Source organism: Streptomyces sp. NPDC050161 (assembly GCF_044460025.1).
In the GTDB taxonomy this organism is placed as follows: domain Bacteria; phylum Actinomycetota; class Actinomycetes; order Streptomycetales; family Streptomycetaceae; genus Streptomyces.
In genome coordinates this window covers 177,340-200,181 of sequence record NZ_JBITJM010000012.1, presented here as the reverse complement: position 1 = coordinate 200,181, position 22,842 = coordinate 177,340, and the positions used below count along the sequence as shown (strand labels likewise).

At 70.2% G+C, this 22,842-nt stretch carries 29 protein-coding genes and 2 pseudogenes; 5 read left to right on the top strand and 26 right to left on the bottom strand.

The genetic code is table 11. From position 1 onward, the window contains the following. The first annotated feature begins 77 nt into the window (after positions 1-77). The 4 genes from ACIBK8_RS21185 to ACIBK8_RS21170 all read left to right on the top strand — a co-directional run bounded on the left by ACIBK8_RS21185 (position 78) and on the right by ACIBK8_RS21170 (position 3,248). On the top strand, positions 78-302 hold the full coding sequence (locus tag ACIBK8_RS21185) for a hypothetical protein (RefSeq protein ID WP_399043346.1): 225 nt from the start codon (positions 78-80) through the stop codon (positions 300-302). A gap of 194 nt (positions 303-496) precedes the next feature. Beyond that, positions 497-964 carry a plasmid mobilization protein gene (locus ACIBK8_RS21180; protein WP_399043345.1) on the top strand — a complete coding sequence of 156 codons (468 nt, stop codon included), beginning with the start codon at positions 497-499 and terminating at the stop codon, positions 962-964. Next, on the top strand, positions 964-2,736 hold the full coding sequence (locus ACIBK8_RS21175) for a relaxase/mobilization nuclease domain-containing protein (protein WP_399043344.1): 1,773 nt from the start codon (positions 964-966) through the stop codon (positions 2,734-2,736). Before ACIBK8_RS21180 ends, ACIBK8_RS21175 begins: the two co-directional genes overlap by 1 nt. A 107-nt stretch (positions 2,737-2,843) precedes the next feature. Then, entirely contained in the window at positions 2,844-3,248 is a 405-nt protein-coding gene (locus ACIBK8_RS21170) for a hypothetical protein (protein WP_399043343.1), read from the top strand. 69 nt (positions 3,249-3,317) lie between these two features. Here the strand turns inward: ACIBK8_RS21170 and ACIBK8_RS21165 are convergent, their stop codons facing one another. The 6 genes from ACIBK8_RS21165 to ACIBK8_RS21140 form a co-directional block, all read right to left on the bottom strand. Beyond that, positions 3,318-3,551 carry a hypothetical protein gene (locus ACIBK8_RS21165; protein ID WP_399043342.1) on the bottom strand — a complete coding sequence of 78 codons (234 nt, stop codon included), beginning with the start codon at positions 3,549-3,551 and terminating at the stop codon, positions 3,318-3,320. A gap of 32 nt (positions 3,552-3,583) precedes the next feature. After that, positions 3,584-3,820: a MarR family transcriptional regulator gene (locus ACIBK8_RS21160; protein ID WP_399043341.1), complete on the bottom strand. Its 237-nt coding sequence runs from the start codon at positions 3,818-3,820 to the stop codon at positions 3,584-3,586. 104 nt (positions 3,821-3,924) lie between these two features. Continuing rightward, positions 3,925-4,254: an esterase gene (locus ACIBK8_RS21155; RefSeq protein WP_399043340.1), complete on the bottom strand. Its 330-nt coding sequence runs from the start codon at positions 4,252-4,254 to the stop codon at positions 3,925-3,927. A 93-nt stretch (positions 4,255-4,347) separates the two neighbouring features. Beyond that, positions 4,348-4,560, bottom strand: coding sequence for a hypothetical protein (locus tag ACIBK8_RS21150; RefSeq protein ID WP_359461388.1), 213 nt, complete (start codon positions 4,558-4,560; stop codon positions 4,348-4,350). 52 nt (positions 4,561-4,612) lie between these two features. Then, on the bottom strand, positions 4,613-4,873 hold the full coding sequence (locus ACIBK8_RS21145; protein WP_399043339.1) for a hypothetical protein: 261 nt from the start codon (positions 4,871-4,873) through the stop codon (positions 4,613-4,615). A gap of 32 nt (positions 4,874-4,905) precedes the next feature. Next, positions 4,906-5,253, bottom strand: a complete 348-nt coding sequence (locus ACIBK8_RS21140; protein WP_399043338.1) for a DUF317 domain-containing protein — start codon at positions 5,251-5,253, stop codon at positions 4,906-4,908. 219 nt (positions 5,254-5,472) lie between these two features. Between ACIBK8_RS21140 and ACIBK8_RS21135 the strand changes: the two genes are divergently transcribed. Then, positions 5,473-5,739, top strand: a complete 267-nt coding sequence (locus tag ACIBK8_RS21135) for a hypothetical protein (protein ID WP_185300041.1) — start codon at positions 5,473-5,475, stop codon at positions 5,737-5,739. Between the two features lie 4 nt (positions 5,740-5,743). Here ACIBK8_RS21135 and ACIBK8_RS21130 read toward each other — a convergent pair whose 3' ends face one another. From ACIBK8_RS21130 to ACIBK8_RS21035, 20 genes and pseudogenes are all read right to left on the bottom strand, one after another. Further along, positions 5,744-6,232, bottom strand: a complete 489-nt coding sequence (locus ACIBK8_RS21130; RefSeq protein WP_399043337.1) for a hypothetical protein — start codon at positions 6,230-6,232, stop codon at positions 5,744-5,746. Positions 6,233-6,302: 70 nt separating this feature from the next. Beyond that, positions 6,303-7,247, bottom strand: coding sequence for a DUF317 domain-containing protein (locus tag ACIBK8_RS21125; RefSeq protein ID WP_399043336.1), 945 nt, complete (start codon positions 7,245-7,247; stop codon positions 6,303-6,305). A gap of 117 nt (positions 7,248-7,364) precedes the next feature. Next, the gene (locus ACIBK8_RS21120) at positions 7,365-8,210 is read right to left on the bottom strand and encodes a winged helix-turn-helix transcriptional regulator (RefSeq protein WP_399043335.1); all 846 of its coding nucleotides are present in this window, start codon (positions 8,208-8,210) and stop codon (positions 7,365-7,367) included. Positions 8,211-8,266: 56 nt separating this feature from the next. Then, positions 8,267-8,806, bottom strand: coding sequence for a hypothetical protein (locus tag ACIBK8_RS21115; protein ID WP_399043334.1), 540 nt, complete (start codon positions 8,804-8,806; stop codon positions 8,267-8,269). Positions 8,807-8,827: 21 nt separating this feature from the next. Continuing rightward, positions 8,828-9,253, bottom strand: coding sequence for a hypothetical protein (locus ACIBK8_RS21110; protein ID WP_399043333.1), 426 nt, complete (start codon positions 9,251-9,253; stop codon positions 8,828-8,830). Then, positions 9,250-9,918 carry a hypothetical protein gene (locus ACIBK8_RS21105; protein WP_399043332.1) on the bottom strand — a complete coding sequence of 223 codons (669 nt, stop codon included), beginning with the start codon at positions 9,916-9,918 and terminating at the stop codon, positions 9,250-9,252. Before ACIBK8_RS21105 ends, ACIBK8_RS21110 begins: the two co-directional genes overlap by 4 nt. After that, the gene (locus ACIBK8_RS21100) at positions 9,915-10,391 is read right to left on the bottom strand and encodes a hypothetical protein (RefSeq protein ID WP_399043331.1); all 477 of its coding nucleotides are present in this window, start codon (positions 10,389-10,391) and stop codon (positions 9,915-9,917) included. Before ACIBK8_RS21100 ends, ACIBK8_RS21105 begins: the two co-directional genes overlap by 4 nt. Then, a complete protein-coding gene (locus ACIBK8_RS21095) occupies positions 10,388-11,155 on the bottom strand; it encodes a glycosyl hydrolase (protein WP_399043330.1) in 768 nt (255 codons plus the stop codon). The genes ACIBK8_RS21100 and ACIBK8_RS21095 overlap by 4 nt, the downstream gene beginning before the upstream one ends. Further along, complete coding sequence (locus ACIBK8_RS21090) at positions 11,152-11,754, bottom strand: DUF4913 domain-containing protein (protein ID WP_399043329.1); 603 nt, start codon at positions 11,752-11,754, stop codon at positions 11,152-11,154. Before ACIBK8_RS21090 ends, ACIBK8_RS21095 begins: the two co-directional genes overlap by 4 nt. Positions 11,755-11,847: 93 nt before the next feature. Next, a complete protein-coding gene (locus ACIBK8_RS21085; protein WP_399043396.1) occupies positions 11,848-12,747 on the bottom strand; it encodes a DNA cytosine methyltransferase in 900 nt (299 codons plus the stop codon). A 118-nt stretch (positions 12,748-12,865) separates the two neighbouring features. Beyond that, a pseudogene (locus ACIBK8_RS21080) lies at positions 12,866-13,045 on the bottom strand (hypothetical protein); the annotation flags it as partial. Position 13,046: 1 nt separating this feature from the next. After that, the gene (locus tag ACIBK8_RS21075) at positions 13,047-13,628 is read right to left on the bottom strand and encodes a hypothetical protein (protein ID WP_399043328.1); all 582 of its coding nucleotides are present in this window, start codon (positions 13,626-13,628) and stop codon (positions 13,047-13,049) included. A gap of 45 nt (positions 13,629-13,673) precedes the next feature. Then, positions 13,674-14,843, bottom strand: a complete 1,170-nt coding sequence (locus ACIBK8_RS21070; protein WP_399043327.1) for a DnaB-like helicase N-terminal domain-containing protein — start codon at positions 14,841-14,843, stop codon at positions 13,674-13,676. A 223-nt stretch (positions 14,844-15,066) separates the two neighbouring features. After that, positions 15,067-16,855 (bottom strand): annotated as a pseudogene (locus ACIBK8_RS21065) (type IV secretory system conjugative DNA transfer family protein). A 108-nt stretch (positions 16,856-16,963) separates the two neighbouring features. Further along, positions 16,964-17,635: a hypothetical protein gene (locus ACIBK8_RS21060; protein ID WP_399043326.1), complete on the bottom strand. Its 672-nt coding sequence runs from the start codon at positions 17,633-17,635 to the stop codon at positions 16,964-16,966. A gap of 127 nt (positions 17,636-17,762) precedes the next feature. Continuing rightward, on the bottom strand, positions 17,763-18,995 hold the full coding sequence (locus ACIBK8_RS21055; protein ID WP_399043325.1) for an ATP-grasp domain-containing protein: 1,233 nt from the start codon (positions 18,993-18,995) through the stop codon (positions 17,763-17,765). Positions 18,996-19,066: 71 nt separating this feature from the next. Next, the gene (locus ACIBK8_RS21050; protein WP_399043324.1) at positions 19,067-20,329 is read right to left on the bottom strand and encodes an MFS transporter; all 1,263 of its coding nucleotides are present in this window, start codon (positions 20,327-20,329) and stop codon (positions 19,067-19,069) included. Between the two features lie 5 nt (positions 20,330-20,334). Beyond that, positions 20,335-21,612, bottom strand: a complete 1,278-nt coding sequence (locus ACIBK8_RS21045; protein ID WP_399043323.1) for a hypothetical protein — start codon at positions 21,610-21,612, stop codon at positions 20,335-20,337. A 114-nt stretch (positions 21,613-21,726) separates the two neighbouring features. Then, on the bottom strand, positions 21,727-22,236 hold the full coding sequence (locus ACIBK8_RS21040; RefSeq protein WP_399043322.1) for a hypothetical protein: 510 nt from the start codon (positions 22,234-22,236) through the stop codon (positions 21,727-21,729). 59 nt (positions 22,237-22,295) lie between these two features. Next, a complete protein-coding gene (locus ACIBK8_RS21035) occupies positions 22,296-22,787 on the bottom strand; it encodes a hypothetical protein (RefSeq protein ID WP_399043321.1) in 492 nt (163 codons plus the stop codon). Positions 22,788-22,842 lie beyond the last annotated feature (55 nt).

Sequence of the window (22,842 nt, the reverse complement as noted above, 5' to 3'; positions counted from 1 at the left end):
GAGCCGGACACCCCGACCGGTCACCCGCCCCCGGACACGCGCCCCACATCCTTCCGAAGCGAAGCGGAGAGCAACGCATGCGCACCCACCCGGCCACACCCACCGAGGTCAACTCCTGGCTGACCGTCCTGCACCAGCGCGGCCACCTCCACCGCGCACAATCCGGCCCCGACAACACCTGGACCGTGCAACGAACCCGGGAGAGTCGCCCCTGGACCCTCCACCACCCGGTCCTGGCCATGGACTGGATCGAGGAACTCGTCCGCGAAATCCGGCAGGAAAACCCGGAGACGAGCCGGTGACCGCCAACGACCCGGTGGTTACCACCGTCGGACAGCAGCGTGACCCCACGACGGCTCCTGGCGGAGCAAGTTGTCGCGTACGACGGTCCTACGGCCCGTCGTACGCACTTGCCCCCGCCCAGGAGGGCGGGGGAAGTCCGGCTGGTCCCCGAGCGAGGGCGCACGGGGACCAGCCGGACACCCGGCACCAGGGGGTGCCGGGCGCGGGGGGAGAAGCAGACCGCCACAGCGACCGCGAGCAGCCGAGCCCGAGCGCGTCGCCTTTCCCCGACCGCAAGCCGCGCCGTCGCAGCCGCAACCCGACCGAGCGCACCCGTAAGACGACCACCCGCCTCTCCGACACAGAGAAAGCCGAAATCGTCGCCGCCGCAGCGCAGCGCAGCGTCACCGTCGCGCGATTCCTCGCCGCCGCCGGCCTCGCCGCCGCCCGCGGTTCCACCACCTTGCACACCAACGAACAACTCGACACCGCCATCGACGAGCTGGCCGCCCTGCGCACCGCCCTCTCCCGGGTCGGCAACAACATCAACCAGATCGCCTACGTCCACAACGCCGGAGGGCAGCCCCGACCCGGCGAACTCGAACACGCCCTCACAACCCTGACGCGAATCCTGTTCCGCATCGACGACGCGGCCGACACCCTGGTGAAGAAGCGACTCTGATGGTCCCCAAGATCCGGCGCGGCTCACGAACCCACGGCTTGCTCGTCTACCTGTACGGCCCTGGCAAACGCGACGAGCACACCGACGCGCACCTCGTCGGGAGCTGGGACGGCTTCGCCCCCGACCCCGGACGAGACACCAGCCCCGACCCCGACCCTAAGATCACCCTCGCCCGCCTGTCCGCAGCGCTGGACCTGCGGGTCAAGCAGGCCGGCACCACGGCACCGGCCCAGCACGTCTGGCACTGCTCGGTCCGCACCGACCCCGGCGACCGACACCTGACCGACGCCGAGTGGAACACCGTCGCCCGCCGCCTGGTCCACGCCGTCAACCTCGCCCCTGAAGGCGATCCTGACGGCTGCCGCTGGGTCGCCGTACGGCACGCCGACGACCACATCCACATCCTGGCCACCATGGTCCGAGGCGACCTGCGCCGTCCGAGGATGAACTACGACTTCAAGAAGGCCCAGGCCGAATGCCGCCGCATCGAGAAGGAGATGGGCCTGCGGCAGCTCAGGCCCGGCGACGGCACCGGAGCCAAGTCCCCCACCAGCGCAGAGCGCTTCAAGGCCGAGCGCACCGGTCGGCCCGAAGCCCCTCGCGAGACTCTCCGCGAAGCCGTCCGCCAAGCCCTCGCTGGAGCGGCCACCGAAGAGGAGTTCTTCACCAGGCTCCGCGAGGCGGGCCTCCGTGTGAAGATCCGAAATGCCCCGTCCGGCGACGCCATCGGCTACAACGTCGCACTTCCCGGCGACCGCAACCGCGAGGGCACACCGATCTGGTACCCCGGATCCAAGCTGGCCCCTGACCTCTCACTCCCCAAGATCCACCGCCGCCTGGCCGATGGCGCCGCTGCCCAGATGACGCACCCGGCGGCGACCGACGGCCGACCGGACTGGTCCCCGCCCGCCCGGGAACGACGCAACGCCACCGGCATCGTCGAACGTGCCGCCATCCTGCTCGACAGCGACGACGACGAAGCCGCAGCTCAACTGGTAGGGATCGGTGAACTCCTGGATGCGGTGACACAGACCTCCCCGGCCGCCACCCGCGCCGAGCTGGGTGCTGCCGCCCGCTCCTTCGAGCGTGCCACCCGCAGCCACGTCCGAGCGGAGCGTGCCGACACCCGGGCGATCCGCTCGGCGGCCCGGGGCATCATCCAGGCCGGCAGCGCCCTCGGCCGTGGCGAGGACGGCGGCACCACCGCCATGCTCCTCTCCACTCTCGTCCTGGTCACGCTGGCTGCCGCCCGCTGGCATTCCGCGCGTGGCCATGCCCAGCAGGCCCATGCCTCCCGACAGACCGCTGAGCATCTGCGAGCCGCCTACCGCCAGGCCGCTGCCACGCCCATGCAGGCACTGCGCGACCAAGGCCGCGCTCTGCCAGAAGCCGAACGCCGCACCCACCAGGCCACCATCCACGCAGCACTGCCCCAAGCGGCGATGCGAGCAGATAACACGTCCCCGACGACCGATGCCCTGACCGCCACGCTTGCCCAGGTCGAGCAAGCAGGCCACGACCCCAAGACTCTTCTCCAGCAGGCCATCGACATGCGCGAACTCGACACGGCCGACGATGTGAACGACGTGTTGGTCTGGCGACTGCGCCGTCTCGCCCAGCTTCCCGCCCACCCGGGTGAAGCGACGCGCCGCCCGCAGGCCGGCACCAGCCAGCCGAAAGCCTCGACCAATCGCACCAACAACCGGACGGCACCCACGGCAGCAGCCCGTCCCGCCGCCTCCGACCCGCGCAACCGCCCACCGCGCCGCTGACGAGGGTCCGGCGGGCCGGTTGACCGGGCCGCCGGCCTTCGAGAAACCCCTGGACAACCAGCTCCACCGGCTGTTACGGATGGAAACAGAAGCACCTCGACCGGGAGATGACGCTCGTGCTCAGAACCACCGACCGCCCCACAGAGCCGAAACCGATGCTGCCCGTCCTCCCCGCCGGCACCGATCCCCTGCTGCAACTCGAGTACGAGACGCAGCCGCCCAGCGGCCCCGGCGCGACCCGCTGCCTCAGCCACCCGCGTCAACTGGCCCTCCGCGGGATCCCGGTGATGTGCACGGCCTGCCGTGCCCGGCGCGACTGGCTGCTCATCAACCACGGCCGAAACGTCTGGGTCTGCTGCCGCTGCAGCAACCAGTGGCTCGAACCCGAGATCAGCCGCGCCGACTTCGACGCCTTGATCGCCATCCCGGACGGGACGACCTACCCCAGCGTCGAGCAGGGACTCGCCGCGCTCGGCTTCGACGGGGCCTTCGCCGGCACCTACCTGGATTAGTCGAGCGGAGTACAAACGCCGAGGAGCGCCACCGAAACGTCGGTGGCGCTCCTCGGCGTTGCGCGATGGTTAGCTGCGGTTCGCGTTCTTCGGCAGTCCGCCTCGGAAGTCGCAGCCGGGGCACTCGTCCTCGCCCTGGATGTGCCCCTCGTACCAGGCGTGGACGGCGGCGTGGAGGATCGCGTCCTCTACCGAGGCTTCGCCGTCGCGGACTGATGTGAGGGCGTTGCCGACGACCACCCGGAGCGCAGCGTTGTCAGGGGAAGGGAACGGTGGGGAGGGCATCGGCGAATCGGACGTCATGGCCGCAGCCTACGGGCGGGCAGGAGCGCCGGTCAGCCGGATGGCATGATCCCGTGCGAGGCGGGGCTGTGCAGGTCGCTGCGGAATCCCCGGCCGACCGGCTTCCAGCCCTGGAACGTGGCGGGTCTCCACCGTGGCCGGTCCGGCACGGTGGTGTCGTCAGGCGGGGGGAGGCTGCCCCGACTCCTGCGGTTACGGGCAGCCCCAACGCTGATGCCCAGGTGGGCGGCGACCTCGGGGTACCCCCAGAGCTGCTGGTCGTCGGCCATCGTGTCCTCCTCGTTCGTCGGTGATGAGCGTACGCAACATGCGGCTGGGCGTACGGCAAGGCCGCCCCTGCCTGATCGGCGCGGGGCGGCCTTCTGCGGTTCGGTCAGACGTGGGCGAGGCGGTTCGACAGGTCGAGGGCGGCGGTCGCGACCGCGAGGGCGGCGCAGAGGCCAAGCACCTCGTGGAGGGTCGGGCGGACCAGGCGCGGCCAGTCGTCCGGGGCAGCAGGCCACGAGGCCAGGTGCACCTCGGTGGTGGCCAGGCCCAGGTGGGCGGTGACGTCCCACCCTGCGAGGGAGGCGGGCTCCCAGTGAAGGCGAATGCGGCCAAGGGGGAGTCTCGGGGCTTCTACGGCGAGCCAGGTGACATCGAGCGGCCCGTCGGGCAGGGCGGAGACGCGCTGGACCAGCGCGCCGCGCGCGGCGCTCGGCATGGGGTGTATGGCCAGGCTGTGCAGGGGAAGGGCCTGCGAAAGGCGGGATCGCGACGGGATAGGAGCCTCCGGGGAGTTTGTCGGCGGGAGGGGTCAGGCCCAGGCGAGGGCATCGCTGACCGTCGCCGGGAGGTAGTCCTCCTGGCCGTCGTCGGCGATGAACGCCTTGCCGTCCCGGACGACGACCTCCGCCCCGAGGTAGTGGGTGAAGGGGAAGTCCGGGTTGATGGCAAGGCGGATCGGCAGGCTGGGGTCAAGGTCTTGGAGCTGGCGAAGCAGGTGGCCGACGGTCAGATAGCTGGGCACGAGGTCCTCCGAGAGCGGTGCGGAACGGCATGGCTGGTCTGGTGAGTGAGCGTCAGGACGCGTCGAGATGCAGCAAGTCGCGAAGGACCTTTGGCCCCTGGGTGTGGCTGGCGAGGTGCCGCTTGCGGCTCTCGTTGACGTAGCCCTTGCCGGACTGCTTCATGTCCCAGCCGCCGCACGTGCAGATGGCCTGGGTGTACGCGCGGCCGGGGCAGTCGGGGTGGAGCGGCTTGCCGGAACTCGTGTGCTTGTGGTCCGCCGGGCAGAGAGTGCCGTCGGCGTGGTGGTTCGTGAGCGGGGCGCGGTGTGCCACGGGGTTCCTCCGGGTCTGGGTCGATAGCGCGGTCAGCGGGTGGGGGTGGCGATGAGAGCGGCGAGGAATCCAGCAACGGCCTCGGAGGGGGTGTAGAGGCCGAACTCCTGCACCCACGAGTCGCCTTCAGTGGGCTGTACTCGGACCTGCCAGACGATGTCGCGCTTCCAGGCGGCGGAGTCCTCGGGGAGCCAGCCGACGTAGACACGGCCGTCCGGGCTCGTCGCGTGGACGTTGGCCTCCGGGGTGTCGACAATCGCCCAGCCGAGGGCATCGAGGAGGTCGAGCACCGGGCCCGCGCAGTGGTCGGAGGAGAGCCAGCGGCGGTCTTCCACGGCCGGGCGGACGACGGCGGGCAGGAGGGTGGGGGAGGTGTTCACGGTTGGACGATCCCTTCGTTGACCTGCGGTTTTTCCCAACACCCGTACGTTGACATGCGGTGTCCCGAAGTACGTAGTCCTTTCCCGGAAAGCGGCGTCTGCCGTGGGCGAACTGGCGGCCGTCGGTGGGGGACTCTGACGCCGGGAATGGAACGGCGAACGCGGTTGTCGTAACTGGGTTGCGGCAATGGGCCGCACAGGACCGAAGGGGGAGCAGGGATGGCGGAGCCGAGCAGACACTGGGACGGGGCCGGGCTGGAACGCAAGGTCCGCGCCGCCGGGCGGCCGTGGACGGTCGGTGACATCGCGATGGTCGCCGACGGCCAGTGGGCCGTCGGTGTGCAGTCCGACGGATGCCGAGACGAGGACGCCGTGGTGCAGGATCGGATCGCGGATGGGCGTCGCGTCGAGTTGACGTTGGAGGACCTGGCTCGCGCGGTGGGCTCCCGCATCGGGGATGCCCACCGCGACGGGGACCTCGGCTGACCGATCAGCGGTGCGGCCCCGGTGCGGCCACCGACGGGCCGGAAGCGGCCGAAGCCGCGGGCTGATCGGGCGACTGGCCCAGGGTGCGTGGAGCGTGCCCGGAGCGGGCGACAGCGGCCTGGGCCAGCCGGGCTGCTGGGGGCCGGTCCGCGGTGGCGGCGGCTTCACGTGCTTCGATCACGTGGCTGATGGCCTGAAGGGAAGTCCGGCTCTCGGCTTGAGCGACGCGAAGATCTGCCGCTGAGCCGGTGATCCGTTCCAGGTCGTAGAAGGCCGGCACACGGCCGGACCGGGTTAGGGCGTGCAGACGGTCTTGGTGCACAGCCACGGCGTTGTCGGTGACGACCAAGGACGAGCGGATGTGCATGGCCGAGCGCAGGAGTGGGTCGTCGCTAGGGCGGCGGACCGCGAGGGATTCCAGAGCTTCGATCGGGCGGCCCCAGGCTTTCTCGATCATGGCCGTGGCCTGATCGAGTGCGGTGGCGTCGGGCATGGTGGAACTCCCGGCATTCGGAGTGGCGCTTCGGGCGGAGGGGCTGTCCCAGAGAGGCTGAAGCCGATGATCAGCGGCTACGGCGTGGGGGCGTCGGGGCGGCCAGCGGCCTGCCCCCGAGAGCGGGCGAAGGATTGCTCGACCGGTTCTGCGCCGAGGCCCCTGTACGGCTGCGGGCGGCCATGACCCGCAGGTCGGCGGCTGTGCGAGGGAAACGTGCGGCGCGGTTGACAGCCTGCCTGACGGCGGTGCGGCGTACGTCAAGGGGGGTGGGAGCCCGAGGAACCTGGGGGGCGATCGGGCCGACTGGGGTGAGCGAGACCAGGTGCTCCACCTCGCGGTGGATCTGGTGCCGCTCACGTGCCGCCGGGGCTGGATCGGCCATGACCGCTGCCGTTGCGGCGATCAGATGGGAGGGAGTACCGGCGGAGAAGTACGCCTCCGCGCGAGTGCCCCACCCTGGTGGACCCGCCCAGAGCGTTACGGCTTCGTCGTCCGGACGGGAGCGACGGTTGTCGATGAGGATCCCTGCTTGTCCGTCCGGGGCGATGATCTCGACGGTGCCCAGCTCGGCTCCGCCGTCGCGGGTCCAGCCGGCATCGGTCAGGGGCCGGACGGCATCGGCCCAGCGGTACGACGGGCTCGCCAGGAAGCGCCCGTTGCCCTCGTAGGCATCGGCTTCGGCGTAGTCGTGAGCGAGAGCGGTGGTGAGACCGGCGACGATCTCGGCCGGGGTGACGTGGTTGAAGGTCGCTGTCCAGCGGGGTGCGGAGACGGCCTCTTCGGCTGCGGTGATCTTCCACAGCTCGAAGTCGTCACCGAACCAGCCGATACGGATCCTCTGATCCGGCGAGGTGACAAGCAGTTGGCAGGGGCCCTCGTCGAGGTAGTGATGGGGCCAGTGAGCGACGGGGGCGAAGCCAGCCTCTCCGGTCCCGTTGGAACCGGCCAGGTACATGGGGCTGACCAGTACCTCTTGGAAGGGGTCTTGGGTGTAGGGCTGCCGGGTGTTCATGGTCGAGGCTCCGGGGCTAAGGCGAACGCGCCCGCGTGCGCAGCGGAAAGTGCTGCTCGACTGCACGCGGGCGCCGTGGCATCGGGGAGGCGTGGTTGGCTCTCAGTGCCACACGGTTCACCGGCCCCGAGAGGGCGCCGACTGGGCGGTGACGGTTGCGGCCACCCGCGGTTGCGGCTGCGGAGCGTGGCTGAACAGGGAGCTCGGCGCGGCGGCGCTCCGGCGCAGGGCCGCTGCAGTTCGGACGTTGTCCGACCCCAGCGGGACGCCTGCGTGGGTCCGGGTGGCCGCCGCGACAGGGGTCTGCGGTGCCGAGCGATGCCGTGTGGAGACGGGGTCGCTCCAGTGCTCGACGGCTGCGTAGACGGGGCCCAGCGCCCGCCCGGCGTCGGTCAGAACGTACGGGTCGCCGTGGCGTGGCCCGGTACGGGCGACCAGGCCGTCGGCCTGAAGCCGGTTGAGTCGCTGCCGGGCCCAGCCGTTGTCCAGGCCGGCCTCCTCGGCGATGTGGACGAACCGCATGGGGCCGCCCGCGTCGAGGACCTGGATCACGGCGGTCGAGTCTCGCAGGTGCAGACGCCGCACAGCGTCCTCAACGCGTTCGGCACCGGCTACTCGGCCGCCGAGCGAGAGGTTGGCCTGGGACCAGTCGGAAAGGGCGCGGTGCACCTGAGAAAGCGATTCGCCGAAGGCGCTGAGCTGATACGGAGCCCCGTGGCGGTCGCCAACTCGGGTGACCAGTCCATCAGCGTGCATCTGGGCCAGCCGCTTGCCGACGAGCTGCTCGCTGACGAAGGGAAGCCTGGCGGCGACGTCACGCACACGCATGGGGCTGCCCTGCTGCGCCAGGGTCTGCGCCGACCAGGTGGTCCACTTCGGTGCTATCAGGGAAAACGTGTCCTCGACACGCTGGGCATCGGCCGACCCGATCGAGGCGGCGGAAGACTGAGAGGAGGCGGACATGGGATGAACTCCGTAAGAGCAAAGGGCGTTTGTGGATTTGCGGTGCGCCTGAGCGGTCAGCGGGAGGTGCTCTCGGCTCGAAGCCTCTGGAGCACCGCGCCGAGGCGGCGGTTGCTGACGTGGACGCCGCGGTCGCGCAGGCCCCGTCGCAGTGCCTCGCGGTTGAGGCGATGCAGGCCGGCGGCGACCTCGCGGGCGATGGCCAGCAGGTCCTCGTCAGAAGCAGGGATGGTTCGATGAGCCGACGGACGCTGAGTAGAAGCGCGGTCCAGGAGGAGGCGGACATCCAGCAGGTCCCAGACCGCTTCCGCCTCGCTCTGTTCCTGGCGTTCGAGGTCGACGACTTCGGCCGCGTACAGCAGAACGAGATCGTCGAGGGCGTGTTCGCCGGAGCGGTGCCGCTGCCAGGCCGCGTCGAGGTTGCGGCGGGCTGACCGGGCATCGGCACCGGTCTGGGCGAGTCCGTCGAGCCGCCGCAGCAAGATGGGCAGAACAGGGTCGTCGGAACGGCAGGAGGCGTTGCCGCGCTGCAGCTTCTCCAGCGGGCGGCCGTACCGGTGCTCGACCAGGCGGCGGGTGTAGATCGCGGTGGACATGCGGGCGTCCTTTCTAGGGAATCAGCGGGAACGGAACGACTTGGTGGCCGTGCTTGTCGCAGGTACGGCGGATGGGTCGACGCCGTGGCCGGAGATCGCTGCAGCGCCGCTGCGGCTGAGGGCGGCGGATACGCGCGGCGTGGCCGTACGGGCTTCGCGGAGGGCCACCTCGCCCTGCGGTGTAAGCGAGAGGGGCTGGCCAGGCCGGTACAGCCCCTCGCTGGTGTCCTGGTCGAGTAGCCCGTCGGCGACCAGCCGCTGGACCGTCTCAGGCCAGACCTCCGGGTTAGGCCGCTGGCCATGTCCGTCGGAGAGGTAGATGTAGCCGTAGACCGCGCTCTGGTGGAACCGCAGTCCGCCGGCCTCGACGGCTTCGAGGGCCCCGAGGCAGCGATCACCCGAGATGGCCCAGTCATCGTCCCGGCCGGTCGCGTCATCAGGGTTCATTCCGCCGCCTCCATCCGGGCGAGCAGGGAGCGGACCAGAGTGGGAAGGCTCTCGGGACCGTCGCCGATCCAGACGTGGTCGGTCGCCTCGCCGAGGACGTACGCGGCGTCTTCGAGCAGACCGCTGGAGATCTCCATGCAGGCGTCGGTGATCCGGGAGGCTGCAAGCAGGGACTCGGAGAGCACCTCGACGTAGTCGACCGGCGCGAGGCCGGCGGCCTCAGCCGCAGTACGGATCGCCGCCAGCTCCAGAGCGCTGAAGGCAAAGTCGAACTCGCTGTTCTGCTCCACGCTGGCCCGTGCGGCGAAGGCCGGGTTCGGCGGCTCCGTAGGGATGCCGACGCGCGTGCAGATCCGGTCGACCGAGGCGGTCAGCTCGGCGAGGGACTCGGTGAGCCACCCCAGCGCCGAAGCGTAGGAGGCCAAGGTGAAGAGACCTGCCGGTGTCGTGGGGAGCGGATCTTCGGCCACGAAGCCTTCGAGCCGGTCGTTCAGCTCGCAGACGACCCGGGGCCCGGCGGACAGTGCACCGAGCACGGGGTGCAAGTAGGAGCGGCTAGCGGCCGTCGGGTACTCGGCGGTGAGGATGCCGGAGACGCTGTGCGCAACCTCGGTGAGCAGGTCAGCCAGTTCGGTACGGGACAGGGGGGTGCGGTCGGCGGTCATCGCTGGGGAGCCTTTCGAGGAGCGGCAGCCGTGGGTTGGACTGCTGGGGGAGGAGTTGCCGGGACCGCAGTCGGCTGGTCGACCGCGCGGGGAGAGCGGGATCGAGCGGCCTGCACGCGCGCCTCGGAAGCAGAGGCTGTCTCGGTGTCCTGGTGGGGTCCGGTACGCAGGTGTGCCGATCGGTAGACCGCGTAGTCCTTCCTGCTACCGGCGGCGACGAGATAGATCTCGCGCTTGTGGTGCGAAGTCGGCGGAGCCGGGCGGAACTGGATGACCATCCGGTAGGAGACGGACGGATCGACGTAGACCTTGTGGAAGCCCGCGAGGCGACCCTTCAGCGGCAGGCAGTCGTCGCTGCCGTGGACCAGGTTCTGCAGCTCCAGCAGAGCCAAGTCACGCATCTCGTCGGGAAGCTCCCGTAGGTCCGCGATGGCGTCCGGATGTGCGGAGAAGGCGAAGCGGGCGCGGCTCACATCGACCGCCCCGGGTTCGGTCGCTGTGTCGTTCCTGTCGACGGTGCGCTGGGGGCGTCGAGGCCGGCCTTCGGTATCGCGGAAGCGCCGGCCGATCGCGTGAGGGCAGCGCGGGTCCGGAGGACAGCGGCGTCTCCGCGGTATTCCGGCGGCTGCGGCAGCGCGGTGCTGCGGTCGTCCAGCCACTGCCGGGCGGCGTCCTCGTCGGCGAAGGCACCCTCCCGCATCGTGTACGTGTGCGCGTCGAAGTCCCCCTCTTCGAGGAAGATGCGAATCGGCGCCTGAGCAGCGATGGAGTCGCGGGTCAACGTCCATGTCTCGCACGGGTCGAAGTCCGAGGTGTAGCTGTCGAGGACCTTGTACCGGTCCCCCGACGTGCGGAGCTTCTGCTCGACCCGCGCGGTGAGATCGTCAGCGGGCTTCATGAAATCGTTGCCGACCTGGGAAATCCGCTCGGGCGGGCAGCCGCGCTCGATCAGCCAGTTCTGAGCGAAGGACACGGTGGAGTGATAGGTCGACTCGAACGTGAAGGTGTTTTGGTTGAGGTCCCGCGCGACCTTGATCGCGCGAATCTGCGGCTCGCCAGGTACTCCCCAGGTGACCGAGCCGTCGTGGGCGAGGACGAAGTCGTGGGAGCCGTTGGGGGTGGTGTGGTGCTCGGCCAGGACGGTGAGATCACCGGCCCAGAAACGCTGCTCCGCGTACTCCGAATCCGCGTCAGCGGGGTCGAAGTCATCCAGGCGGAAGTCGAGTTCACTGCTCATGCCGCCAACTCCAACTGCGGCGCGGGGGTGGCCAGCACACGATGGTTGGGCCGGGTCGCGCTCGTCGTGCACGCGGCGAAGGGACCGTCGGGAGCACGGAGATGGGCCAGCGCCTGGTCCAGGTGGTCGCGGTGCCACGTGGACGGGCCGGACAGGCCGGCCTCGGCATCGGTGAGCTGCTGCCACGCGAGCCAGAGGGCGTGCAACCGTGCAACGGCTTCGGGGTGTTCGTGCCACCGCGAACACCAGGGGCGGGTCGTGCTGATCTCTCGGCCGTACACCGGGAGGAAGAGGTAGTTCACCCAGTCGCTGAGGGCGGCGATCTCGATGGCGTACGCCTCGCCGCCCAAGGCGAGGATGAACACCGAAGCGGGGCCATCCTCCTGCGCGGAGCTGGTCGCCTCGGCGGCCGGAACGTCGTCCGCCGACGGGATCGCGGCGGAGGCGGGAGCGGGCTCGGAGCCCAGGCGGTCGAGGATGACGCCGTGCTGCCTGACCTCGGCCATGGTCTTGGCGAGGGTGCTGGCGAGGTCGTCGAGGTCCCCGTCGGGGACGCGGAACGGCTCCGGGTCGGGGGCGGTCGTGCTGGTGTCGGACATGGGGGCGTGCTCCATCTGTGAGACGGCGACATGAGGAAGAGGATCCGGAGGAACCGCGATTTGGTCCGGCCGGAGAAACCCGGTAGTGGGGCGCTACGCCGTCGCGCAGCGAGGGCAGCGCGGGAAGGGCGGCGCCAGCAACTGCACTGCCCGACTGGCCTGTTGAGGTACGACGCCGTTGCCCAGTGCGGTGAGTTGAGCCGGTCGTCCGAGCCCGGGAGTGGCGGTGACCCAGCCGGGCTCCAGGCCCTGCATCCACTCCACGAAGTCGGCGCGAAGGCGTCCGGCCGCGTCAGTGGGCGGCGGCGCGGGGCGGGTGAGCATCTCCCATCGGGTGATGGCGGCTCCGTATGCCCCCCATCGCTGGTCGCCCCCTCGGTTTCCGGAGCCGATTCCGTCCAGAGCGGCAGAACCACTGCCGACAGGGGAGGGCGCCACCCCTTGCCCGGTCGGCGTCCCGGGGTGCCCGTGTCGCTGGCCCTCGGTGTGGGCAGCAGTGACGCCGCCGCACTCGGCAGGGTCATGTCCCCATTGCCGTGCCGCTGGTTGGGCGAGCCCTTGATCCCGTCCGATGCCTTCGGTGTAGGCAGGAGCCACTCCACCTCGTCGGCCAGGTTCGGGCCGTGTCCTCCGCTCTTCCTCTTGGAGGGGTGTTGCGAGCCGCCGTTCTTCGCGATGTTGCTGGTCGGCGTCTTGAACAGCGTGTTCGGCAGGCCAGGCGGCGAGGAAAGTGCGCTCGCGGCGGTGCGGGGCTCCGATATCGGAGGCGCGAAGCACGCGCCACTTCGCGTCGTACCGGAGGTCGGCCAGGGATCCGAGTACGGCACCGAGTGCTCGCAGAGGAGGCTGACCTGGGGCGTCTCCCAGACACCACGGGCAGAATTCCACGTCGCCAGGGGAACCGGCGGGTGAGGTGAGGAGGCCGCGCACATTCTCGATCACAACCAGGCAGGGTCGGAGGGCCTCGACCGCACGGGCCACGTGCAGCCACAGCCCAGAGCGGGTCTGGGAGTTGAGTCCGGCCCGGCGGCCGGCGACCGAGACGTCTTTGACAGGGGAAACCCGCCGTCAGGACGCAGACCCGAGGAACGGCGGACCAGTCGACGGTCGTGATATCGCCCAGGTTCGGGACGCCGGGCCAGTGGCGGGCCAGGATGCGCGAAGCATTCGGATCGACTTCCGCGTGCCAGGCCAGCGTGCCTCCGAGCGCGGACTGGACGCCGAGGTCCAGCCCGCCGTACCCCGAGCAGAGCGAGCCGATCAGCGGAGGGCACTCGATGGCGGTCTGCATGTCACCGACCCCGAGCGATCCGGTCCGCAGGAGCGGCTGCTCCCGGGACAGTAGGCGGAGGTGAAGCGAATGCAGGAGCCGCGGTCGTGGACCGGCTACGGGCTGCCTGCAGCCGTACGGACGGAGGAGAAACCGTCGCCGACGCGGCGTGAAGGGAATCGGCGGCTTCGCGTAGGGCCGTGTCCGCCGTGCCGAGCGCGTCATCCGTCACCCGCGCCGCAGCCTCCCGAGCGTCCCGGGCATCGGGTTGGTCGCGCAGGTGCTCGGTCTGGTTCAGGAACGAGAGCTGGTGGACCACGGCCCCGAGAGCGGATGCCGCCTCGCCGGCAGGTCCTACGGCGCCGGCGAAGCTGGTGATAACCCGTGCACTGTGGGCCTCCTGGTCGTGGTCGACGACACGGAAGAGGACTTCGTCACCCAAACTGCTTATCAGCGCGCCGAGTTCGGAGATCTGCCTGGCGACGGCGACGCTGTCGGGTGAGCGGTGGACGTCTCCGGGGACCGGGAGCTTGCCGCGCTGGGCATCGAAAGCCGAGGCCGTGGCACGCAGGGCCAAGGCGTCGGAGATGGGGGTGTTGTTCACGGTGATTCCCAAGGGATGAGGACGAGCGACGGAAAGGGGGAGGGGTCAGCCGTGTCCGCGAGAGGGCGGTCGCACGGCGGCCGGGCTGGGGGCAGAGCCAGGCCGGGCCGAGGATGGCGAGACTGGGCGCGGCGTGCTGCGGGCGAGCGCCGCGTGCACCTGCGCAGGGGGCGGCCCGGTTGGCGAAGGAGCTGGGGCCGGCGGCGTCGGTGCGGGGCGGCCGTTCGCCGTCTGCCAGCGGGCCCGCACCTCATCGAGTGGACCGAGCGCGTGCAAGGCGTGATTGATCAGCCGCCCGGGGGCCAGAGCCTCGTTCTCCGCCAAGGCCCGGATCTCACGCGCAGAGGTCGCCGCCGTGCGGGTGACCGACGAGCGCATCACCAGCTCGCCGAGCCATTCGGCGCTGCCTGGACCCACGCCGTCGCAGATGGCGGCGAGCTGATCGCTGGACAGCGTTCCGTCGGCCAGCAGGCCGCGCCGCTGGGCCTCCCAGAGCAGCGTGATCCGATCGATGGGCTCACCCCGGTGGTGCAGGGCGCCGAGGCAGCGGTAGAGCTGCCCGTGGGTGGCGTCGGCGAAGTCGCCAGGCCGCAGCCAGCCGACTACCTCGTCCATGGCCTTCGGCTGCTCAGCGAGGACGGCTAGAAGGAACCGCTCGTCCTCGGCGACCTGGTCGGCCCGAACCGGCGGTGGCGCGACCGGGACGGTGGCCACCGGAGCGGCGGGCGCGACCGGGCGCGGTTCGGTACCCCACCGCTGTGCGAGATCGCTGAGCACGCCGGTAAGGACGTCCGCGTGATGCAGGGCTCCCGCGACTTCGCCCTGCAGGGCGTCGGCGCGAGCCGCCTGGTGAAGGCGAATCGCGTGTTCCGTGATGCTGCGATGGATCGCGCCCTCCAGCACCATGCGGCCGTACACCGGAGCGTGCGAGGGACGCGGGCACGCCGAGATCAGGGTGTGGGCGTACACCGCGGTCAGCCCCCGTACGTGGAGGCCAGCCTCGTCGACCGCATCGGTCACCCACGACAGCGGTACGGACTCTTCGGCCAACGCAGGGTGGCCATCGTCCCGGAGCTTGCGCAACGCGGCGAACAGCGCCTGGTGGACCGGCCGGTAGAAGTGACCCGGCGCGAGCCAGTCAAGGTGCGAGAGCTGACCCGGGTCGAGCAGCACGGAACCGAGCACCGCCTGCTCCGCGCCCAGCAGCGGGTTCATCGCTGGCCGCCTGCATCAAAAGCGGGAGGTTCGCTCTCCCGGGCGCGGAGGTCGGCGACCGCCTGGTCGGCAGCGGCCATTGCCTGGGCGAGGCAGTCCAGCGTGCTGGTGAACGTGGGATCGGAAGCGAGTATCGAGCCGGCCCCGCTGACCAACCACCACTGTCCGTCGCGCAGAACGACCGGCGAGCGTACGAACCGCCCGGGACGCGGCGTGGGCGCGCTCATGCCGACAACCCGAAGTCGTCACGGCCGTGGGTCTTCGCGATGGCCCGATCGGTGATCGCCTTCGTCGCACGGGCCGAAGCCGGGCCGACCACCTTGGCGGACGGCTCCTTGTACCAAGGCCGGAGATCGAGCATGGCGACCCGGATGCCCGTGGCGAGGAGCAATGCCTTGCCCTTGGGCAGGGCGCGGATCGCATCGGGCGGCAGGATCCGCTCGGTCCGCATGCTCACCGAGGTGGACTTGCCGCCGTCGCTGGTCGACACCGAAGTGGTCTGCACGTCGTGGTCGCCGACCTGCCTGCTGAGCCGGTCGGCGAAGTCCGCGTCGTCGATGCCCGAACCGATGATCTTGACGGTGGCCGCAGACCAGAGCGCGTCCATGCCGGCCTCCCCCCAGCACCGCTGGCCCTGCCGGTAGGACTGCAGGATCGTCATCGGGATGACGCCTCGGCTGCCCAAGTGGCTGTACAAGTCCGGGAGATCGCTGATCTTGCACACATTCGCAGCCTCGTCGAGCACGCACAGCGCGGGGGGATCCAGCCGTCCACCGGAGCGCTCGGCGACGACCACGGCCGCGCGCATCACGGCGTCGGCCGCTGCGGCGATGATCGCGCTCGCGCTGCCGCCGCCGTCCTTGCTCAGTAGATACAGGGTGTCGCGGGACGTGGCGAAGGCGAAGGGCTTGAACTCGGGGAGATCCTTGGCGGGCGTGACCCAGGCTGCAACGTCCGGGTCGAGCAGGCAGCTCGCGTACTGCCGCGCAGTCTCATAGATGCCGTCGCGGGTCTCGGTCGCGCCGGAGACAGTGCCCTGGAGCTGGGCGGCGACCGCGTCGTGGCCGGCATCGGTGAGCAGGTCGACCGGGGTCCGGTCGGCGGGGGAGGCGAGCCAGGCCAGAACATCGGTGATCGGGCGCCGGTGACTGGCGGCAGCGAGGAACAGCGCGCCGAGCGTGTTGCTCGCGGCGGTCGACCAGAAGTCGGAGCCGTTCGACTCGTCCACGCTGGCGGCGACGAAGTGGCCAGCCAAACGTTTCGCCCCGGCCAGGTCGCGGGCGTCGGCCAGGATGTCCCACCACATCTCGCGCGGGTGGTGGGCGATCTGCTGGGGGTCGAGGGTCCAGATCGTGCCGACCTCGGCGCGAGCGTCCACCGTCGCGGTGAAGGCGTCGTTCGCGGCCTTGTTACTGGTGAGAAGGACTGGGCCGGGCGCGGCGAGAATCGCGGGGATCGCGAGGCCGGAGGTCTTACCGCTTCGCGGAGCCATGATCGCGACGATCACGTCCTCCCAGGACGCGCGGACATTGGCCCGTCCCGGGGAAAGGGTGCCGAGAAGGATGCCGCGGTCGGCAGGGGCGACCTCTTTTACACTCCCGGTCGCTGAGGGACGGCCGCAGGCTCCTGGCCTTGGCGGTGATCTCCTTGTCCAGCAGCGGGGCGAGGTCGGCCTTCCGGGCGAGGCCGTTCTTCGGGCCACCGCGCAGGCGCATCCACAGCACCAGGCCGAGGATGGTGAAGCAGACGGACAGCAGGCCGGGGATGATCCGCGCGCCGACCAGCAGGGCGGTGGGGCTCAGGTTCGGCCACAGCGCATCGGGGTGAAGCAGCGCATCCGTGGCCCTGAAAGGACCCCAAGGCCCGCTGCCAAAGAGCGAGTTGGTGAGATTGCCGCTCAGCCAGGCCAGCGAACCGAAGGCGAGCGCGATGCCGAGTATGCCGAAGAGGAGGTAGAGGAGCGCGTCCGACCCGGTGGTGGTCGAGGGCGCGCTGTTACGCGGTGCGGGCATGGTGGGTCCTGGAAGTGAGCGCAGGCGATTGATGGAGGCGGGGCACGCGGCGCTCTTCTGCTGGTCATCTAGGAAGCTCCTGTCCAGGAAGGGGGTCGGCGGTCAGGGCTATCGGGTACGAGGAGCTCGGGGCGGCGGAGTGCTCGGCACCGCGTCGGAGCCCGCCGGGGAGGCCGGGCGCTGGGCGGCAGCCTTCGGCGAGGAGGTACGGGCAGCGCGCTGCCGGTTCGCTTCCGCGTTGCCATCGGCGGCCGGCGGGGGCGAGGCGACCGGACCAGCACCGAGGACGTCGCTGAGCAGCTCCCTGGTCCGCAGGACGTTAACCATCTCGTGGTGCCTGGGATCGGTGAGTTCGGCAGGACACGCGGCGATCCCGTCCTCGGCGATCTCCAACTGCTCCTGGACGTCCAGGAGCATCCCGTGGGCAGCGGCCAGCCGTGTCCAGGTCTCGAAGGTGGGGTTGTGGTTCGGGTCGTCAAACGTCAGACGGACACGGGTCCAGTCGGCGGCAGCGGCGACGAGTTCGGTCAGCTGCGGGAGAGCCCCGACCAATGCGCCGTTGACCTCCTCGATGATTCCGGCGACCTCATTGGGCGTCGCGGTCTCGGCGAGCCGGGCGATCATCCCGGGGAGGGAGTACGGGTCGGAGGAAGGGTGGGGCAGGTGGCGGACCTGCAGAGGCTTGTCGAGACCCGGCGTTTCGTTGCCATGGGCGAGCCGGATGTTGTGCTTCATCGCGGCGCCGACGGCCTCGCCGATACTCGGGTAGAACTCGGGCACGGTTGCTCCTCGGTCGTGCGCTGGACTTCCGGGATGGGTGGGGGCACGAGGCTGACGTGCTCCCCACCCGGATGGACGGACTCAGGTCCGCATGCCGGTCTTGTGGCTGAGGAAGGCAGCGGAAGGTTCACAGGGTGATCGACAGAGTCAGAGCGTCGGCGAGGCACGAGAGAGAGTCCCGGGCCTCTTCGGCGCTGTCGGCGGTGACGATGACGAAGCCGACCCGGCTGGTGTCGAGGTTGCCCGACGGCGGCAGTACGACCCGCTCCCCGACGTCTCGGAGCCAGGTCACCTGGTGAAGCCACGGGTGCTCCGGACCAGGGTGGATCGCCAGGTCGCGCGCGGCGATGGTGCCTGTGGCCAGGGGATAAATGATCTTTATCGCGGCGGTGGTGTGCGCCGTGGGCGTCAGGTCGGGAATCTGTCCGCAGGCGATGTCGGCCGCGATCCGAGGTAGGTCGAGTCCGGTGGCAAGGCGGACGAGCTGCCCGATCAGGTCGCCGCCGATCCGGGAATTGACCTCGATGATCCGCGGACCGGACGCGGTGAGGCGCATCTCAACGTGCTGGACGCCAGCCGTGACACCCAGCGACCGCACGGCCTGGGCGGCAATGGAGGCGACTTCGGGCAAGAGCGGGTCGCCTGCAGTCACGGTGTGGCCGACCTCCTCGAAGTACGGAGGGAAGGCGACCTCCTTGCGGGTGACGGCCAGTGCGGTGGTGACGCCGCGCTGAGTGACGCACTCCACCGATATCTCCGGGCCGGACAGGTACTCCTCGACCAGGACACCGCTGCCTTCCGGGCCTTGCTCACCGGCTCCAGCGGCAGCGAACTCCCAGGCGGCAGGCAGTTCCTCGGGCGTATCGACGCGGATGACGCCGATGCTGGCAGCATGAGAGGACGGCTTGAGGACGACCGGGAAACCGGTGCGGAGCGCGGCGACTTTCGCGTCGGTCAGGTTGTCGACGCGGGTGGACGTGGCTGAAGGCACGTTGTGCTCGGCGAACAGGCGTCGGCTGGTCGCCTTGTCCCGGCAGGCAGTCATCGCCGCCGGACTGTTTCCGGGCACGTTGAGGCGTGCAGCGAGTTCAGCGGTCGGCACGAGCGTGTACTCGTCCCACGTGACGACTCCGGCGATGGGATGCCGAGCGGCCAGGGCCAGGCCGGCAGCGACCACGGACTCAGGGTCGTGGGTGTCGGCGACCTCGTGGTCGACCACCAGGTGCTGCTGCCTGGACGGCGGCTGGGTGTCGATCAGCGCGATCGGGTATGCGGCGGCGGCCTGTTCGACGCAGTAGCCGCGATAGACGGGATCGGTGCCGCCGACGACGATCAGCAGCGGGCGAGTAGATCGGGACATGGGGAGCCTCCGTGATGCGGTGGTGGGTATGAGGAGGAAGGGCAAGGTGCACTGGGCCGCTCAGCGACCGTTCACACGGCATCCGCTGCTGGGGCGGGCTCCTTGCGGAGCGGAGAGACCTGTGGGTGGGGCAGGTCGCAGGCGGCGCGGTGCCGTCGCAGACCGGCGAAGCATGCGCTCAGCGCCAGGCCCTGGAGAGCGGCGCACGCCAGCAGCAGGTGCGGAATGCCAGCAGGGGGTACGAGCGCGATCAGGACTCCGGCCAGCGGCAACGGCAGCAACACCAGGATGATCGTCACCGCCAGGGTGGAGCCGAACGCCTGCGCCGGGATGAGACGGGACCGCAGCGTGCGCAGGACGACGGTCATCGCGCCTTCGCCAGCCATGACCGCCGCCACCGCCACGGTGTACGTGGCGAAGCTCGGCGCTAGGGCGGTCGCCAGGCACGCCGTGGTTGAGACAGCAGCCGTCACCGCGCCGACCGGCCAGATGCCGAAGCGATCGATCGCACGACGACTGATCCACACGGCAATCAGGGAGGCAACGGCTGCCGCGCTCCAGACCGAGCCCACGGCGACGGTGGAGTAGTGGAAGTGGTGGATGACCGTGATCGGGGCGGCGGCCTGCAGGACGCCGGTGGCCAAGTTGGAGGCGGCCAGGCCGCCGACCAACCAGGCGAGTGCTGGGGTACGGCGAAGGGTTGCCCACCCGGTCAGAAGACTGCTGGGCTCCGGGCTGTGACCCGTGGCGCCGATATCGCCAGATGTGGTCACGGCAGCGGTCAGGGCCAACAACGCGACTGCGGTCAGGAGCAGGGTGGGGCTGGCCAGAAGCAGCAGGCCGCCCAGAAGCGGACCGACGAGCATCGCGCCTTGGTCGATCCCTGTCTGTGCGGCCTGCACCCGGTGGGCCGCATTGCCCAACCGGCGGCTGGTCTCAGCACCAAGAGTCTCCACCGCGACGAAGGAAACCTCCGCGAGCAGCCCGGAGACAGCACCGAAGGCCAGGACCACACAAGTTGTCGTGGTCCCTGCGCCGGGCAGGACGAGCAGCACCGCACCGGCCAGGGTGACCACGGCGGTACGGACCAGGTTGGACTGCCGGAAGACACGGCCGGCGCCCCACCGGTCGACCATCGATCCGGCGAAGGAGAAGGCCGCCAGGCGAGGTGCCCATTCGAGAAGGAATGCAAGGCCGGTCAGGGCGGTGGAGCCGGTGGTGACCAGGACCAGGAGTGGGATGGCGTAGGTGGCCGTCGCACTGGCCAGGGCGTCGGTGGCCCGCATGAGATAGGTGCGCGGCAGGCCGGCGATGGGAGCGGGTGAAGAGATCATCTGGGTCACCGCGCCCGAGGGCCATGGGCCTGCGACGGACGTACGGCCGCGCTGGCGTCCGATGCCCCAGCACCGGAGGTTGAGGAGACCTTGGCCTTAGCCGCTGCGGGCGATGTGGCGAGAGCTGCGCTTCGGGGGTCGGGGAGCCTCGGAGGGTGAGTCCGTGTCTGGTCCTGGGGCTGCGGAGCAGGGACGACACGAGACAACTCGGCTTCTGAGCCGCTGAGTTCCGACCGTGCTGCGCTGACGAACTCGGCCGCTACGTCGAACCGGTCGGCGAGCCGGTACGACTCGTCGTCGAGGTCTGTGATCTGCTCGCCCGCCGCCTCCAGCGCTTCGCGGACACGCTCCAGTGCGCCGTGTTCGGGATGAAGGAGGTGGTCGACCGCTCGTCGGAGGTCCTCACCGTTCTCGGCAGACCTGATCTGGTCGGTGAGTCGGAGGAGTTCCGCTCCGGCGGTGTAGGGCCCGAGCGGGTTTGCCGGGGTGGCCGTCCGGGCGGTGTCAAGGGAGGGGTCGAGGTCGACGCCGTAGCGGGCGGCGCGGAGCATCTCGGCCGCGTGGGTGGCGATGGCTGCGCGATCAGAGGCCGGGGTGGTGGTGGGAAGGCGATGGCGTCGGCCGTACCAGTCGTCGATCTGCTGGAAGCCGGCGTGCTTGAGGAGCGTGGCGGAAAGGTCGTCGCCGGCGCCCTTCGCCGAGACGCTGCCGCTGGGCTCGGCGGTGATGGTGATGGAGGGGGCAGGCACGTGGGTCTCCTGGGCGCGGGTTGGCGGGTGCGGAGCGATGGGCAGATGGCCCAGCTCGGTGGCGAGGCGGTGGCACTCGGTCTGGAGGCGGAAGGCGTCGCGGTAGGCGTTGTGGAGGCTGCCGTCCTCACGAGCGAGGGTGGCCACGACGTGTACCTGCCGAGGCTGGTTGCGCAGGGCGATCCACCGGCAGGCGTCCGGATCGCCTTCTGGGGCGATGCCGGTGACGGCCACGAGGCGGCGGGCGACCGTGGCCCACTGCGAGTCGGTGAGGTCCGGTCGGCGAGGGTTGGAGCGGACCGAGCAGATCCAAACCGGCCGTTCGGGTGCGCGGGCCCCGAGGCGTTCGACGGGGGCGTCGAGGGCACGGGCCAAGTACGGCAGCGAGCCAGACTCGGCGAGCAGGTCGATCGGGGCTCCGTGGCTGTCCCCCGCGATCAGCCGGGGGCTGGTGTGGTTACCGCGTTCGCCCGGCCCGTACAGGTACGAGAGCAGGCCGGCGGTGTTGCTGGCGCGCTGCAGGTGGGCGATCACGGCGTCTACCTCGAAGGGGAGTGGCGAACAAGAGCCCGGTCTTCGGGCTGTCAGGGAGAGAGGATCCGCAGAATCCGCGATTTGGCCCGGCCGGAGATCACTGGTAGACGCCGCTCACCCCGGGACGTCGAGGCCGTGGTCGTAGGTGAAGTTCGCGCAGGCGGCGCGAGCGAAGTAGGCGTCGTTGTGCAACCGGGCCCAGCGGCCGTCCTGGCGGATGACGGTCGCGACGATGTCGAGCCCGCTGGCCTGGTTGCGCATGGCCACCCATCGGCAGGCCGCCAGGTCGGCCTCCGGCTCAATACCTGTGGCGTCGAGAACCTCGCGCGTCAGCTCGAACCAGTCGTCGTCGTCGAGTTCCACGTCGGTGGTGTTGCGAATGGCGCAGTGCCAGGTGAGCCGCCGGGACGCGGTGTGACCGCTCCGCGGTTTCCGCAGCGCGACCGGTTCATCGAGCAGCGATGCCAGGTGCGGCAGGACGACGGTCTCCTGGGCGGTCAGCTCCGGGGACCAGGCGGTAAGCAGGTAGGGGGCGAAGCCTGGCTCGCTGCGGTGGAGGTGGCCGAGGAGGTCCGTGGTGCTCTCGGTGCGCCGCACATCGCAGCGCAGGGGGTACTCGGGCATGGGGTATCCAGGTCCTTGATAGGGGAGCCGGTGCCCCGCCGAAGCGGGGCACCGTGCGGTCAGAAGTGGGGGTTCTCGGTCGGCCGGTCGGCTTCGGTGGCTGCCTGGAGCAGTTCCGAGAGGTCGTCGGGCTCGGAGGAGCGCTGGTCGATCCACCACCCGGCGCGGGTGACGGTGCGAGCGGCCTCCTCGATCTCCTCCCACTCCGTCTCGCTGGTCTCGCCTTCGAGGACCAAGGCGGTGTAGGCAGCGGCCAGGATCTGGTGACGACAGCGCACACCCCAGACGACCGCTCGCTCGGTCCCCTCCAGAGGAGGCATCCGGTACTGCTGTGACCAGGCTTCGGATTCGGCCTGCTCCTCGGCCCGCTTGGCCTCCAGCCAGGCGGCCTTGTCCTGCTCGTCGCCGTCCTTGGCGGCCCGCCAGCAGTCGGTGCACGGCTGCTTGGTGAGCCATTCGGCGAAGCCCGCGCGACGGTCGGCTGCCCGGTTGGACAGGTCGCGCTCGGCCGAGTGGCCGCAGGAGTGGGTGATCTGCCAGATGGTCGCCACCCCCGGGGAATTCCGTTTGATGGGCGTTACGTTCGAGGTCGGGCTGCTGGTCTGG

Bases quoted from the DNA above. Each gene is read 5' to 3' on its own strand.
- ACIBK8_RS21165 (WP_399043342.1), bottom strand. From the start codon at position 3,551: ATGACGTCCGATTCGCCGATGCCCTCCCCACCGTTCCCTTCCCCTGAC.
- ACIBK8_RS21160 (WP_399043341.1), bottom strand. From the start codon at position 3,820: ATGGCCGACGACCAGCAGCTCTGGGGGTACCCCGAGGTCGCCGCCCAC.
- ACIBK8_RS21055 (WP_399043325.1), bottom strand. From the start codon at position 18,995: ATGTCCCGATCTACTCGCCCGCTGCTGATCGTCGTCGGCGGCACCGAT.
- ACIBK8_RS21115 (WP_399043334.1), bottom strand. From the start codon at position 8,806: ATGTCCACCGCGATCTACACCCGCCGCCTGGTCGAGCACCGGTACGGC.
- ACIBK8_RS21050 (WP_399043324.1), bottom strand. From the start codon at position 20,329: ATGATCTCTTCACCCGCTCCCATCGCCGGCCTGCCGCGCACCTATCTC.
- ACIBK8_RS21125 (WP_399043336.1), bottom strand. From the start codon at position 7,247: ATGAACACCCGGCAGCCCTACACCCAAGACCCCTTCCAAGAGGTACTG.
- ACIBK8_RS21135 (WP_185300041.1), top strand. From the start codon at position 5,473: ATGGCGGAGCCGAGCAGACACTGGGACGGGGCCGGGCTGGAACGCAAG.
- ACIBK8_RS21090 (WP_399043329.1), bottom strand. From the start codon at position 11,754: ATGTCCGACACCAGCACGACCGCCCCCGACCCGGAGCCGTTCCGCGTC.
- ACIBK8_RS21155 (WP_399043340.1), bottom strand. From the start codon at position 4,254: ATGCCGAGCGCCGCGCGCGGCGCGCTGGTCCAGCGCGTCTCCGCCCTG.
- ACIBK8_RS21110 (WP_399043333.1), bottom strand. From the start codon at position 9,253: ATGAACCCTGATGACGCGACCGGCCGGGACGATGACTGGGCCATCTCG.
- ACIBK8_RS21175 (WP_399043344.1), top strand. From the start codon at position 964: ATGGTCCCCAAGATCCGGCGCGGCTCACGAACCCACGGCTTGCTCGTC.
- ACIBK8_RS21105 (WP_399043332.1), bottom strand. From the start codon at position 9,918: ATGACCGCCGACCGCACCCCCCTGTCCCGTACCGAACTGGCTGACCTG.
- ACIBK8_RS21185 (WP_399043346.1), top strand. From the start codon at position 78: ATGCGCACCCACCCGGCCACACCCACCGAGGTCAACTCCTGGCTGACC.
- ACIBK8_RS21095 (WP_399043330.1), bottom strand. From the start codon at position 11,155: ATGAGCAGTGAACTCGACTTCCGCCTGGATGACTTCGACCCCGCTGAC.
- ACIBK8_RS21070 (WP_399043327.1), bottom strand. From the start codon at position 14,843: ATGAACCCGCTGCTGGGCGCGGAGCAGGCGGTGCTCGGTTCCGTGCTG.
- ACIBK8_RS21040 (WP_399043322.1), bottom strand. From the start codon at position 22,236: ATGCCCGAGTACCCCCTGCGCTGCGATGTGCGGCGCACCGAGAGCACC.
- ACIBK8_RS21130 (WP_399043337.1), bottom strand. From the start codon at position 6,232: ATGCCCGACGCCACCGCACTCGATCAGGCCACGGCCATGATCGAGAAA.
- ACIBK8_RS21170 (WP_399043343.1), top strand. From the start codon at position 2,844: ATGACGCTCGTGCTCAGAACCACCGACCGCCCCACAGAGCCGAAACCG.
- ACIBK8_RS21120 (WP_399043335.1), bottom strand. From the start codon at position 8,210: ATGTCCGCCTCCTCTCAGTCTTCCGCCGCCTCGATCGGGTCGGCCGAT.